Source organism: Paenibacillus sp. FSL W8-0426, assembly GCF_037969725.1.
GTDB lineage: Bacteria > Bacillota > Bacilli > Paenibacillales > Paenibacillaceae > Paenibacillus > Paenibacillus hubeiensis.
This window is the reverse complement of sequence record NZ_CP150203.1, coordinates 6,790,111-6,803,798: the sequence shown is the minus strand read 5'-3', so window position 1 is coordinate 6,803,798 and position 13,688 is coordinate 6,790,111. Positions and strand designations below refer to the sequence as shown.

The 13,688-nt window shown below is 41.8% G+C and carries 11 protein-coding genes and 1 pseudogene; 5 read left to right on the top strand and 7 right to left on the bottom strand.

Going from position 1 to position 13,688, the window contains the following annotated elements; genetic code table 11:
- Positions 1-13: 13 nt before the first annotated feature.
- Positions 14-475 carry a MarR family transcriptional regulator gene (locus tag MKY59_RS30685; RefSeq protein WP_339275352.1) on the top strand — a complete coding sequence of 154 codons (462 nt, stop codon included), beginning with the start codon at positions 14-16 and terminating at the stop codon, positions 473-475.
- A 198-nt stretch (positions 476-673) separates the two neighbouring features.
- Here the strand turns inward: MKY59_RS30685 and MKY59_RS30680 are convergent, their stop codons facing one another.
- Genes MKY59_RS30680 through MKY59_RS30670 form a run of 3 tightly spaced genes read right to left on the bottom strand, consistent with a single transcriptional unit; the run spans position 674 to position 3,272 of the window.
- A complete protein-coding gene (locus tag MKY59_RS30680; protein WP_339275350.1) occupies positions 674-1,384 on the bottom strand; it encodes a hypothetical protein in 711 nt (236 codons plus the stop codon).
- Positions 1,385-1,428: 44 nt separating this feature from the next.
- Complete coding sequence (locus MKY59_RS30675) at positions 1,429-2,364, bottom strand: ABC transporter permease subunit (RefSeq protein ID WP_339275349.1); 936 nt, start codon at positions 2,362-2,364, stop codon at positions 1,429-1,431.
- Complete coding sequence (locus MKY59_RS30670) at positions 2,361-3,272, bottom strand: ABC transporter ATP-binding protein (RefSeq protein ID WP_339275347.1); 912 nt, start codon at positions 3,270-3,272, stop codon at positions 2,361-2,363. Before MKY59_RS30670 ends, MKY59_RS30675 begins: the two co-directional genes overlap by 4 nt.
- 203 nt (positions 3,273-3,475) lie before the next feature.
- Between MKY59_RS30670 and MKY59_RS30665 the strand changes: the two genes are divergently transcribed.
- Positions 3,476-5,275 (top strand): hybrid sensor histidine kinase/response regulator transcription factor, encoded by a 1,800-nt coding sequence (locus MKY59_RS30665; protein WP_339278504.1) that lies wholly within the window; start codon positions 3,476-3,478, stop codon positions 5,273-5,275.
- A 609-nt stretch (positions 5,276-5,884) separates the two neighbouring features.
- Here the strand turns inward: MKY59_RS30665 and MKY59_RS30660 are convergent.
- Positions 5,885-7,045 (bottom strand): site-specific DNA-methyltransferase, encoded by a 1,161-nt coding sequence (locus MKY59_RS30660; RefSeq protein WP_339275345.1) that lies wholly within the window; start codon positions 7,043-7,045, stop codon positions 5,885-5,887.
- A gap of 202 nt (positions 7,046-7,247) precedes the next feature.
- Between MKY59_RS30660 and MKY59_RS30655 the strand changes: the two genes are divergently transcribed.
- The 3 genes and pseudogenes from MKY59_RS30655 to MKY59_RS30645 all read left to right on the top strand — a co-directional run bounded on the left by MKY59_RS30655 (position 7,248) and on the right by MKY59_RS30645 (position 11,742).
- Positions 7,248-7,592 (top strand): helix-turn-helix transcriptional regulator, encoded by a 345-nt coding sequence (locus MKY59_RS30655; RefSeq protein WP_339275343.1) that lies wholly within the window; start codon positions 7,248-7,250, stop codon positions 7,590-7,592.
- Between the two features lie 343 nt (positions 7,593-7,935).
- Entirely contained in the window at positions 7,936-10,116 is a 2,181-nt protein-coding gene (locus MKY59_RS30650) for an AIPR family protein (protein WP_339275342.1), read from the top strand.
- A 245-nt stretch (positions 10,117-10,361) separates the two neighbouring features.
- Positions 10,362-11,742, top strand: a pseudogene (locus MKY59_RS30645) (FAD-binding oxidoreductase).
- A gap of 195 nt (positions 11,743-11,937) precedes the next feature.
- Here MKY59_RS30645 and MKY59_RS30640 read toward each other — a convergent pair.
- The 3 genes from MKY59_RS30640 to MKY59_RS30630 form a co-directional block, all read right to left on the bottom strand.
- The gene (locus MKY59_RS30640; protein ID WP_339275340.1) at positions 11,938-12,096 is read right to left on the bottom strand and encodes a hypothetical protein; all 159 of its coding nucleotides are present in this window, start codon (positions 12,094-12,096) and stop codon (positions 11,938-11,940) included.
- Positions 12,097-12,123: 27 nt separating this feature from the next.
- Complete coding sequence (locus MKY59_RS30635) at positions 12,124-13,140, bottom strand: hypothetical protein (RefSeq protein WP_339275338.1); 1,017 nt, start codon at positions 13,138-13,140, stop codon at positions 12,124-12,126.
- Between the two features lie 232 nt (positions 13,141-13,372).
- A complete protein-coding gene (locus tag MKY59_RS30630) occupies positions 13,373-13,675 on the bottom strand; it encodes a Dabb family protein (protein ID WP_236413556.1) in 303 nt (100 codons plus the stop codon).
- Positions 13,676-13,688 lie beyond the last annotated feature (13 nt).

Here is a 13,688-nt window from a genome sequence, read left to right as displayed (position 1 = left end):
ATATGATGTTTTCATGGATAAGAACGAGATGAACGAAGAAGAAATGAGAATATGGCATATGTGGAAGGGTTCCTTCCAGACCATCTTCGGCCGCGTAATCAAAGACATGTCTGAGAATACAGGGCTATCCGAAGGGGACTTTGGAGTCTTGGACCGGTTAGACCTGTTAGGGGAAGGCAGCCTTCGCCAGCAGGATTTAGCCGACTCGATGGGCTGGGATAAGAGCCGATTGTCACATCATCTGACGCGGATGGAGAAACGTGGACTCGTGAAGAGGAAACCGCTGAACACGGATCGTGGCGTTCAAGTCACCATCACTCCGGCAGGGAAATCAGCGCTTGATGATGCACGTCCCGTCGTCTCGAAGGCAATACGCAGACATTTTTTTGATCAATTAACGGATCAAGACATCGAGTCGATTTCTAGGCTGGCCGAAAAAACAAAGTCTTCGTCTTGTAAAGCCCCGTCGCCTTGACCATGATGGACATAGAACAGGCCCTGCCGTCAAAACGGCGGAGGGCTTTTGCTTTCATCAGGAAAACCCCCGAGTGTCTGATCTCGAACTCAAACAAAAGGAACTGCCGCACGCAGTTCCTTTTGTTTGTTTTTTATGGGATGAGGACGCCTTCCTCTGCAGGCGGGAAATAAACCACATATGGTAGAGTGGTTTATTCTATTCTTTATTTTGGAAGATATCGCCTTTCACCTCGCCGATGTTGATTTTTCCGTTACCGGATTGCTTTATGGTTGCATTTTTCATCACGTGATCCATATCCAGGCTGCCGTCTCCGACATGGATCTCGGCTGAACCATCTACGCGATCGATCTGAATATGTCCATTGATATTATGAATGATTACATCTGAACCGATATCTTGAACGGTCAGGTTACCGTCGCGATTGTCGATTTCAAGGGACCCGGATAGGTTCGACACGTGAATATCGCCATTGATATTGTCGAGCTTGGCGCTGGATGATAAATCCGAGAGGTGAATATTTCCGTCGCGATGTGAAGTAATGTCCACTTGGAGTTGTTCCGGAATGTTGATGACCAAATCGACCGCTCCAGACCCCATGGCAAGGAATTGCTCTCCAAACCGAGCATCCAGATAAGCATTTTCTTGCTGCGCTTCCAGTGTAAACTTCAATTTGTCCATACTTATTCCTTTTGCTTTAGCAAGAGCAATCACTTCGATCTTATCCGAATCGGCGCTGCCTGTAATCTGAATTTCCCCATTTCGATGGTCAATGACGAGCTTGGATAAATTGTTTGCGGGTAATTCGAGGGTCTTTTTCTCCGCTTCTTCTTTTGCTTGGCAGGCTGTTATCAGCAGCAATAATGCCGCTAAAATCATCAAGCCTTGGATTGATCTCATTCTTTTCATATATATCACCCTTTTCTTAATGAGGTTTTTAAACAGGTTTGCTCTTAGGTTACATCCCGCTTTACAAACAAGGGGTATGATATCAAATGCATGAGTGCGAGATGAAGCACGATAAATACAAGGGAGAATCCTAACGTTACCCCATCAACAGAAGGATTTCCGTACAGGAGCGGTGTTAGGTCAGTGTGGGAGAAGACGAAGTATTTCGTCCATGCCCAGCCGTCCATCGCGATCGCGATTACGAATCCAGCCAATGCAACAAGCAGGGAAATCACGATGGAGAAGGTCGTGCTGCGGAAAGCAGCGGAAATCATGAAAGAGAGCGTAGTTGCGATCAGCAAGAATGGAATATGAAGAACATATCCAGCCAACAAAATCTGCAGCGTGGGTACTTCCCTTACGGCTTGGTCTTTGACATAGAAATAGCTGTCCGCTAATCCATCGAAACCGAATATGAAACCCCCTAAGATGGTGGCCAAGAGTATGCCGGCCGCAGATAACAACAGGGCGAACAGAATGGCGGCGATGTACTTGGACAGATAGATCTTGGTGCGGCTGGCGGAACGGGTCAACAGCAGCTTGATCGTGCCGGATACGAATTCGGCGGCAACGATTTCGCCGGCAATAATGACCGAAATTAAAGAAGCCGCAAAAATGATATTCTGCACTTGGTCTACTGCAAAGCTCCAGGCATTAGTACTATGCGGGATGTTGCGATCTAAATAGTATTGATTCAGCAGGATATGTTTCTCGGCCTGTTTGATTTCAATCTTCAGCGCATCCGGCTTGGCAGCTTCCTGGCTGTATTGCACATTTTCTTGTTCCAGCTGTGCTCGCCAATTGTCACCTGTCAAGCTGTTTCCGGCTGTCTTCAAATTTACGATTTGAAGCAGCACGTATAACAAAACGATAGCAATCATCACCCACGTACGCTTTCGTTTATAAATCTTCATGTTTTCATTGCGAATAAGTGGAATCAATGTTGTTCTCCTCCTGTTACCTCCATGAACTTGTCTTCCAGCGTCTTCTTGATCGTGCTCACACCATACACATTAATTCCGGCCTCCATCAGCTTTCGGCTAATCTCAGGGATATGCCCTTTGGCGATGCGGATTTGAATGTGGTGTTGATCGGCCGTTATTTCATCGCCTGCCATGATCGCTTGCAGGATCTGTACTGCTAAATCCGGCCGGTCGACCTCGAATCGGACTTGGGTTCGTTCGTCGTCCGCCATATCCGATATTTGATGAACGCCTGCCAGCTTCCCTTTTTGCAAAATCGCGACCCGGTCGCACATCATTTCCATCTCGGACATGAGGTGGCTGGAGATCATAATGCCCACGCCTTCTTTATGCGCGAGATGCTTCAAGTGGCCTCTCAGCTCCCGGATCCCTGCCGGGTCGAGTCCGTTAGTTGGTTCATCAAGGACAAGCAGGGAAGGCTTATGGACGAGAACGATGGCAAGGCCTAACCGCTGCCGCATGCCTAGAGAGTAGGTGGACACTTTATCATTAATGCTGACCTCCAACCCGACAAGAGCGATGACTTCCCGGATTCTTGCCTCTGTCACGCCCGGCGTCATGCGGGAGAAGTGAATCAAATTGTCATAACCTGATAGATATTTGTATAAATCCGGATTTTCCACGATGACGCCAACGTGTTTCATGGCTTGTTCAAAATGTGTATGAGCATCCATACCGTTGATCAGAACCTCACCTCCCGATTTGGACATGAGGCCCACGATCATCCGAATCGTCGTCGTTTTTCCTGCTCCGTTCGGGCCGAGGAGTCCCACGATTTCCCCCTCTTCCATACCCAGCGTTACCCGATCAACAATGACTTTGTTTCCTATCCTTTTTGTGAGTTCGCGAATTTGCAGCAGCGACAATGCAACCAGCTCCTTTTATTGGCAATTGGAATGAGATATAATTTTCCGTATTCTAGGGGATTCATCTCAAGCGCCCTCAACGTAACAGAACAGCTGTCATAAAGCCGAGTGACAAGGAGTCATACTCTCGAATGACAAGTAAAATCGGGCCTGTTCCCGCCGGTTTGTCGCTCAATTCAAAAAGAGTGAACGGAGTTGTACATATGCGTTTTCTTATCCCAAAACGGTGGTCATGGCCGGATTGGACCATGCTTGCCATTCGCATCTTATGGGTCGTCGCCGTGATCATTTTGATGTATCAAGACCAGCCTGTCTTTCCTTTTTGGATGGTGTTTGCTCCACTTTTGCTATGTAATCTTATCCCCTTTTTCTTTGTGAAGGGCCGATACTCCCAATATCTGATTGCGGAATGCTTGCTGGCTGGAGGAGTATCCTTATTTCTTGCTTACGACCTTGGTTTGATAAGATTGTTTCCGCCGGCTCTCTTTACGATTGCATTCTATAGCCGGGGGCGAGCCCACTGGTACTCGCTGCCCGCAGCTGTAACATTGTTTGTTCTGAGCGCGGGGAATTCCGCCATTTCGTCGTTGTCTCACTCTGTCATATGGCAAAGCTTATTCGACGCGATGATCCTCTACGGTGTCAGTTATGCGCTGCAAAAGGGGGCTTTGGCGATCAATGCCATCAGGCAAAGGCTGGCGTTAATCAAAGAACAATATACGATTTTGGAGCAATATTCCTCGCAGATCGAGAGAATGACGCTGCTGGAGGAACGTTACCGAATGGCTCGCGAGCTGCATGATATCATTGGACATACCTTTACTTCCTTGATTTTGGGGATGGAGACATTGAAGTCCCATATTCATTCGGACGAGGGAGAAGCCAAGTTGCAGGGCATGCTCAAGCTGGCGAGAACGGGGCTGGACGATATCCGCCATCAGGTGCATCAGATGGATCCAATTGAGGAGGCGCTGCCTTTGGATCGATCGCTGCTTCAGATGCTGGACGAATTCAAGGAGAACACCGGGATTCGGGTCGTATTTCGTACGATGGGCGAGCCTTACCCTGTCATGAAGCAAGTCAAGCTTGTTTTGTATCGCTGCCTCCAGGAAGCGTTGACCAATGCCAGCCGTCATGGGCAAGCCAGCACGATTCAAGTCCTGCTTCAGTACGATCATCTGCAGGTGATGCTGCAGGTCCAGGATAACGGCAAAGGCGACGATAACCTTCAATATGGATTTGGTCTGACAGGCATGAAGGAGCGGCTGGCCCCATTGCAAGGCCAACTCTATATCCATTCGCAAGCCGAGGCGGGCACGATGGTTACCTGCACGATTCCCAATCCATCTCGTGAAGGCGGACAGAAGATCAAAATTCTTTTGGCTGATGACCAACCTTTGATCCGTGAGAGCCTGAGGCTCCTGTTGGGAGAAGAGAAGGATTTTGAAGTTGTGGTTGTTGGCGACGGCAAACAGGCCGTTGCGCAATGCGGGAAAGATCGTCCCGACATTGTTTTGATGGACATCAACATGCCGGAAATGGATGGCATCGCGGCTACCAGGTCCATTAAAGAGACATGGCCGGACATTCGGATCATTATGATCACAACGATTGAAGATATTTCTTTGGCGTCGGAGGCGCTTCGAATCGGGGCGGAAGGCTATATGCTGAAATCCATACACCCTAAGGAGCTGGCAGCAACCATCCGGCTCATATACGGCGGGGGGACGTTTATCTCGCAAGATGTAGCCCATCAATTATTCCAAAACCAGAAGGGGGATAAAGCGCCGAATCCGTACGAGCTGACTGAACGGGAAATCGATGTTCTCCGGTGCCTGACAGAAGGGCTTCGTAACAAGGAGATCGCGCAGAGACTGCATCTATCGGAGGGAACCATTCGGAATTATATCTCATCCATCTACCTGAAACTGCAGGTAGGTGGCCGCGAAGAGGCTGTAGAGAAGGTAAAGGCAGAGTTTCCGCTGCTTAACAGGTACCCGTAAAATTTGGCCAATGGCCCTGTTACTGTAAACTGTATCACAGGTAAGGCAAAGATTTATGTTTGCTATTCTTTAAAAATATACCACAAGGAAGCACCTTGACTATATAAATATTGTCTAGGTACCGCGACAAAGTAATGCTTTGGCTTGTAATCCCTCTGTCTTTCATCCGCTCGAAACGAAAACGGGGATGGTGTGGAAGTTCAGATGCTGCCGGAAATCCACATGATGTCGTACAGCTTTGGCAATTAGGCAAGACTAGTAAATCCGTTGAGTGTGCGCGTATGTGAGGATTTTGGTAAGCATCTTGGGGTGGTAGCTATCTCTTCCCCACCAGGGTAAGCAGAGGCGAAGAAGCTGTCACCAATTCGAAGCATTAACCAATAGAACGATATGATTTTAAGGGATGTCTACTTCTAAATCCATTGGCTGACAGAGTAAATCCATGGTATATTGAATGTACAATAGAAACCGCTCCTATTTGAATGGCTGCTCGACACTTCCATTTTACTAAGGATTGGTTTATTTTTGTTTAACTAAATGAAAAATAGGGCCGCCTCTTAGTCAGCTGCGATGACTTTTGGGACAGCCCTTTTAATCATTAAGACTTCGTTAAGATAACCAGTAACCATTTTTAGTTCTTATTTCTTTCATTTGTTCTGTGAAAAGTTGGTTTTTGGAACTTTGAATTTGCTGAATTAATAAGGAAGGGAACTCAAGGTTTTTAAATCTATCCTCTATAATGTCAATTGGTCCTATCTCTGTTCCAATCCAGCGCCTTTTTAAAATTTCACTTACTACATAAGTAGTACCACTACCACCAAAAGGATCGAATACTAAATCACCTTCTTCTGTTGATATGCTTATAATTCTCTCTAATAGGTTAAGGGGTAATTCATTACTAGTACGATTTTTATACTTTTTATGTCTAACTGGTGAGATATCTCTCCAAACATCTGTAAGGCTGATTCCTTCAATATTTAATTTGCTTTTATAGCCACCATAATCTTTTATATCTCCACCGCAATGGCGACAGATTTCTAATGGTAATCTCTCCTGATTAAATCGAGTAGGTTTATCGCCTTTCACATAGTAAAGAAGTGAATAATGAGATGGGTAAAGCTTGTTAGGAATTGGTAAGCTATATTTTATATCAACAGCTATCCAATGTCTTAAACTTAAATACTTATTCAATATTTCAGCGGTATAAGTATTCCATGAAGGTAAGTTCCATATAAATAAGGAGCCACCCTTTTTAAGAATTCTAATACTCTCAGTAATCCATTTTTCAGACCAATTTAAATAGCTGGTTTTGCTTAATCCATCATTTACACCGGATTCATATTCCTTTTTTAAGTTAAAGGGTGGATCTGCGAAAACTAGATCTACAGATTCATCAGGTAAATTTCCCATAACTTCTAGACAGTCGGCCTTAAATAGCTTGCCTAAAGAAGTACTAAATTGGGCTTGGGGAAGTTTCCTTCTAGCATTTGTTTCTTTAGCGACAGGATTGCAAAGCGAGCTAATTTTCTTAACATTTTTTTGTAAGTAACTTAATATTTCCGAGTCGATATGGCCTAAACGTATCTTTAGCTCAAACTCTGTAAGATTTTGATTATAATTAAGTATTTTTTTTATTATGTTGTAATCTGGATAAATGCAATTATCATTATAATAAGCAAGTTCAGTAACACTAACACCTATTTTTTTGGCAAATATCCTAACATCTTCTCGATTATTCAAGCTTAGTATAGAAAAAAGTTGCTCTTTCATTTTACTCCTCCAGTACATTAACACTAATCCAAACTATATGAATAAGCAATTGTAGTTGCAAAAGGTTAAAAAAGCAAAAAAAAGTCAAGGAGTACTTTATCTAATAATATTATTATCTATAAATGTTTATTTTATGTCAATAAACATTTATAGATTGTTTATTTGATTGAAATATTTATATATGTTCTAATTGAGGTGAACTATGAACGATTTAATTTTTCGAATAGGTGTAAGAATCAGACAGTTACGTAAACAACAGAATATAAGCCAAGATATTTTGGCAGAACGATCTGGTCTACATAACAATTATATTGGTCAAGTAGAACGTGGGGAGAAAAATATAACAATTGAAAGTCTCAATAAAATTGCTACTGGTCTTAATGTTTCTTTTGAAGAACTGTTTTATTGTATAGACCCAATTCATCAGCCGGATGAAATAAGACAACTGGTTGAAATACTTTACTCTCGGCCTAAAGAGGATCACGCTATGGTCTTAACATTAGTAAAAAATATACTTGATTGGGAAAAAAATAAATATAAATTATAGAAATAACTATCGTGGCAGCTGGGGTAATCTTTTAACCTGCACAAGTGGAGATTCATCAGCTTTAAACGTCCATTGACTCATCGGGTAATGAATTGCTAAGATTGCCCAGGAGACCAAAGAGAACCGGACCAAGCCTGGCCATCAGGCAGATTACAGAAGGACGTAGAAGAGGGGAGATCCTTTATTTCCTTGGTGCAATCTACCAGTGGCTCTACTCACGTTTAGCAGGGAGTTCGAAACGGACCAGTTTTATAAACTGGGAACTGTATACCATAAGGTATACTTCGCAGAACATTCAAAATGTAAGAAATAATATTTCCAATTTCCAAGGGGGATGAAAACATTGGGTATTCTCGAAGTTAACCAAATTAAGCGGAAGTTACATGAACACTACGATGGAATCATAAATATGGGTAGTATTCCCTCTACTAGAGAAGAGGAAATTGAGAAAAATTTTCTTTCAAAGGCTTTAGCTGCATATAGTATAAACATTCTCTATCCTCAAGCAGATAAGAATGAAGTGGTGAAATATTTAGTTGATGGTCCAGATGATAATGGAATTGACTTGATTTACTATAATAGGGATACCAACGAATTATGTTTTGTGCAGTCTAAATTTAATGGAAATGGGGACTCTGAGCCTGATTTAGGCGAAATTACAAAGTTTATAGTCGGTATTAAGGATTTGATAGCCTTAAAATATTTCAAATTTAATGCTAAGGTAAATGCTCTTAAAGACGAGATAACTGAAGCCTTAAATAAAAGTAAAGTTAAATTTAAAATCGTTCTAGTATATACTGCAATTAATTTGTCTCAGCACTCAAGACGTGAGTTTGACGATCTGCTTGCGGAGCTTAATGATTTTAGAGCAGTTGCTGATCTAGAAATTCTTAATCAAAAACGTGTTTATAGTGCTATAGGTAGTTCGAATACCTCACGGAATATTGACGTTGAAGTTCAATTGAAACAATGGGGACGCTATGAAGGCGAGATGGAAGCTTTTTATGGACAAATTTCAGCAGACCAACTTTGCGAATGGTGGGAAAATTATGGGAATTCCCTCTATGAGTATAACCTTCGAAGACTGTTGGGGAATACTGACATAAATAATGAGATGAATGACACTCTAGAAACAGAGCCAGAGTTGTTTTGGTACTACAATAATGGCATTACTTTAGTATGCGAGGAAGTCGACAAGAAGAGAGTTTTTGGTAATTCGAGAGACATGGGAGTATTTGAATGTAAAGGTATCAGTATAGTTAATGGAGCTCAAACAGTGGGGGTTATTGGTAAATTTGGTCAGTCATCGCTCGAGAGTAAAGAAAAGCTTGGTCAAGTCTACCTTCCCTTTAGGATTATATCAATGCAAAGATCGGACGAAGAAGGCGAACAATACTTAGATGATAAATTTGCTGCAGAGGTTACTAGTAAAAATAATAGACAAAATAGGATCGAAAATAGAGATTTTGTAGTTCTTGATGAGGTACAGAAAAAGATTGAGAGAACTCTTCAATTCGAAGGGATAACGTATCATTTAATGCGTGGTGAAGAGGATGAAGTAATCTCTAGAGATAGCTTTTCTCTTAGAGAAGCAACGAGGGCTCTATCATTTGCAAAGGATATTGAGGCTACAATATTAGTTAGTCGAGAAATTGGGCTAATATATTCTGACCTTAACCACGCACGGTATAAAAAGCTTTATAATCCTAGTGTTACAGGGTACTACGTGTGGAATTGTGTGTTTTTCCAAAGGATGGTAGATGATGGAATAAGAGTTCTCATAAATGAGGTTACTGATGAGAAGAAAGCGATATTAGTTCATGGTAAGGAATTAATTAGTAAGGTAGTATTTGATCTGATAGGTTCCAATAACATCAGTAAATATGAAATTGGTATAGAGAACATACAGAATATTGAATCTTTGAAGGCAAATATATTAGATATAGTTGAAGAGATTATACCAATTGCATCTGAACTAGAAAAGTCACCTGTTAATATATTTAAGAGTCCCAATGATATAAGATCATTATATTCTTTGGTAATTGAAAATTTGGAAAAGAAGAACCAGAATATTTCCCAATATACAAGAGGGCCAGTTGAGAATGAGTTTGATATATCTCTTATCGGTTCCTTAACACGATATCAACGAGTTTCATTACAGAAGTTTTATACAAAAATAAATGAAGACGACAGACCTGCTAAAGAATTTGTCCAAAAATGGATACAGGATATTTATGATTCTAGTAACCATAGTTTTACCTACACATCAAATATTCAATTTTATTATAAGGATGAAGAAAAAGCTGCATCAGATAAGTTTTTGTTTAGGATTGCTTATTACACGAAGCTAATTGTATCTTTTGAGTTTAATGTATATGGTACAAATTACAGGAGTGTTCTTTTTAACAATCCTCAATTTGAACAATGGATTAAAAAAAACGCTGATTCGAAAAGTCGAATTGTAGTTAATGGGTTTGAAGAAATTGGAAAACTTATTCAAATGTCTCATGAATTTATAAAATAAATAACAAGAAGCATACCAATTTCGGTGTGCTTCTTTGTTGTACATTCCGCCTTGCAGAAGTTAAGCTGAACCGTATCACAAGTAACCGCGAAATTTTTAAGCATTTACCTGAGCAGGGGACATGGAGAGTCTCCAATCATGTCTGGAAGGAACTGGGCGTTTGCCGTTACTAGGACGGGTGTCACTAACATAGGAATAAGCTGATGAGGAAGGCTTATGTCATGAGCAGGGATGGTGTAAAGTAGATGGCACGAAAGTTGAAAAAGAAAAGTACACGATTAACCGGTAGGATCGTAATTCCGGGCAATCCGTCATACAATACGGCCAGAATGGAGTACAATAGGCGCTTCTCCAAATTTCCAAGAGTCATTGTTTTTTGCCAGCGAACCCAGGTGTGATCAACGCTGTCAAATGGGCTCGTGAGCGGGGCATACGGCTGCGAGTGCGCAGCGGACGCCATAGCTATGAAGGCTTTTCAGCTGTAAATGGCGGTATTATTATCGATGTGAGCGAGATGAATAAAGTTAAGGTTGATCGAAAAAATAGAGTGGCCATTGTGCAAACGGGAAATCCACTTGCCCGGGTGTACAAAAAGCTGTGGAATAAGCGTGTGACAATTCCGGCGGGGACCGCGCCCGACGTAGGGGTAGCTGGGCTTACTCTGGGAGGTGGCATTGGACTGCTTTCCCGCAAATATGGGCTTACGTGCGATAACTTGAAACAAGTAAAGATGGTCGTAGTTTCGGGGCGGTATGGGGCAAAGACGATTGTGGCAAACCGAAAGAAACATTCCGATCTGTTGTGGGCATCACGAGGCGGAGGGGGAGGGAACTTTGGGGTTACTACAGAATATACATTTCGGGTTAGACCGATTTCATCGGTTTCTATATATAGCATTACGTGGAAATGGAGTGATCTTGAGAAGGTGTTGCCGGCTTGGCAACGCTGGGCCCCATCGGTCACGAACCGCTTAACCTCAACCATTGAGGTGGCGGCCAAGCAGGTAGGAACCATTGTATCTACCGGGAATTGCTTGGCGGTGCAGGGGAGCTGCGGCGATGGATTAGACCGCTCTTACGAGCAGGCACTCCGGTGAAGGTGATGGTGATGGTGAAGACAGTTCCTTTTATTGAAGCAACCAAATTCTTTGCCGAATCGGACCTGAATTTGGAACCAAAGTTTAAAATAACCGGAGCCTATGGGTTCCGACCTTTGCCGCTGGAAGGAGTACGAATTATACGTGACTTTTTAGCCAAAGCGCCCAACAAACATTCTAGCGTGTGGAGTCAGAGCCTAGGTGGTGCAGGAAGCGCGGTAAGTCGGGTATCGCCTACTTCAACGGCTTATCCTCATCGGAAGGCGGAGACAATCTACGAACTGTCAGCCCGTTAGAGAAACGATAGGGAGCAAAAGCGGAATATTCAGTGGGTGAAAAGATTCCGTAGAGCGTTGTGTCCCTTTGTTAAAGGAGACTATGTGAATTTTCCTGATCTGCAGATTAAGAACTGGTCCACGTATTATGGTGTGAACTTTGGGAGATTGAAGCAGGTGAAGCGAAAGTACGAACCTCATAATGTGTTTCGTTTTGCTCAGAGTATTCCAGTAGGAAAACAGGTCAGAAAATGACAATAGGCACACCAAACCGAATTAAAACAAGGAGCTGACTACGGCAGTTCCTTTTAGCCATTTGCTGATTGACCCGTTACGGAGAGCTGTATGACAAGTACAGGTAAGGCGGAGGGAGAGAGATCTATGTGGAGAATTTCTGACTAAAATAAAGAAGAGACAGCACGTAAGTGCCGTCTCTGGCTATTAAAACACCTATATTCTAACCTTTGCTGGGGTAGTATTTGTTTTACCTATACTTTTTGAATAATAAGAATCACGGGGAGTCAGAGGCTTTTCCCTTTGAATTGCACCAGCGTTAATGAGATCTTTTTTTATAAGTGCTTTTTGTTGATCCGTTAATTTTAAACTCATCAATGCCACCTCCTGTTTCACCTTAATTTAAGTATATTCAACTTTTAGGTCACTGGCAACCAAAAGCTCAGTAAACTGATTGCCTAATTGATGTAAATTAATTTGTTGGTCCTGAATGTCCGCTGTGATTACAAATATGCATTGTAATCCGTTTATGGTTATTTTCTTAGTTAAATATGTCCGTGTAACTTTTTCATTATTCATATTTTCAGATGATTTATATGTAAACGTGTAATATTCTCCATTATCAATGATACCCCTTAGTATTCCATTTTTTTGAAGTTTGTGGAGGGTATCATCGTGCTCAGTAATCCTCAGGTCGTCATAGAGGTCTAATTTCTCTAGAGCAAGAATTAGTAATGCCAGTAAAAAGACATCTTGTTTTTTCAAAGCACTTCTTGTTCGTGAGTTTAATTGTCTTGTATACCTTACAGCAAAGCGATGTAGAGCTCTAGCTAAGTTTCGATAACCCAGTTCAGCAGTAGCTCTTGCCTTATAAAAAGCATTAAGAATATAGGTCGGGATGGAATAATACGATTGCAAAATTGCATTTTGATTTTGCCCTTCTTTAGCAACTCCAACAGTATGATTAATTTTAACTTCAGTTACTCCGAGAAGGTTACTTTTATTAATAAAGTATTCATACATTTGAACGGAAACCACTGGTGTGTTGTTCTTTGTGAATATTTCCATTATATTTGCTAATATTTCGTTTTGTTTGTACTTATTTAAGTATTTAAGTTCTCTCCAAAGTCCGCTTGCATTGTCTTGGAGATTTCTTTTATGCTCAGTATTTTCTAAAATTAAAGAATTAATTTGTTCTTTCTTTTCATTCAGAATCTCCATTACACGTGAATATATAAAGAATGCAGATGAAATAGCAACATAAAGTATTAAAATAACTGTTGCCCAAGTAGTATCTAATTTAATAAATTCATTTTCGATTTTAAAAGGTTTATCCAGTATTAGTGTACCATGGGATGTTGCAGCTAACGCAAGAGTTGGAGCAATAACAATGAATAAGAACTTTACAAAACTATTCATCCTAACACCTCTACAAAATGATTACGACCTGAATTATGTTTATTATAACGAATTTACCTAGAGGGTAGAACTAAATCAGTAATTTTGTAATTAAGAATTGTCCCAATGCTTTATCACAAAGAACAGTTGAACCTTATCAAAGAGGGCGAGATAGAGAAATGTTTCAACAGCCATCAAAATTGAAGCGGTCACCTGCCGGAGGCGACCGCCGCTTGTTTTCCATTTCTTCGGTCTAAGCAACCGGATAATCCATAACGACGATGCCCTCAACTAGCGGTCCGATGGATTGCAATAAACGTTGATGCAGGGGGTGCTGAATATAATCCCGGCAAGCCTGCTGATTCTCAAAGGTAACTCTGATTCCCAGCGTATAGCCCTGAACGTGCTCTGTTTCCTCCGTAACATTAATCCCCGCGCTAAGATCGATGATCCCCGGAATGCTTCCTTTGAAGTCGTGAGCGCGGTTTACCGCTTCTTCTTTCTCGCTGTTGGAGACATGGGGCTTAAATTTCAAAAGCACGATATGCTCAAACATCCTTTTCCCTCCT

Excerpts from the sequence above, each read along its gene's own strand:
- MKY59_RS30685 (WP_339275352.1), top strand. The coding sequence starts at position 14 with ATGGATAAGAACGAGATGAACGAAGAAGAAATGAGAATATGGCATATG.
- MKY59_RS30680 (WP_339275350.1), bottom strand. The coding sequence starts at position 1,384 with ATGAAAAGAATGAGATCAATCCAAGGCTTGATGATTTTAGCGGCATTA.
- MKY59_RS30665 (WP_339278504.1), top strand. The coding sequence starts at position 3,476 with ATGCGTTTTCTTATCCCAAAACGGTGGTCATGGCCGGATTGGACCATG.
- MKY59_RS30660 (WP_339275345.1), bottom strand. The coding sequence starts at position 7,045 with ATGAAAGAGCAACTTTTTTCTATACTAAGCTTGAATAATCGAGAAGAT.
- MKY59_RS30655 (WP_339275343.1), top strand. The coding sequence starts at position 7,248 with ATGAACGATTTAATTTTTCGAATAGGTGTAAGAATCAGACAGTTACGT.
- MKY59_RS30640 (WP_339275340.1), bottom strand. The coding sequence starts at position 12,096 with ATGAGTTTAAAATTAACGGATCAACAAAAAGCACTTATAAAAAAAGAT.
- MKY59_RS30635 (WP_339275338.1), bottom strand. The coding sequence starts at position 13,140 with ATGAATAGTTTTGTAAAGTTCTTATTCATTGTTATTGCTCCAACTCTT.
- MKY59_RS30630 (WP_236413556.1), bottom strand. The coding sequence starts at position 13,675 with ATGTTTGAGCATATCGTGCTTTTGAAATTTAAGCCCCATGTCTCCAAC.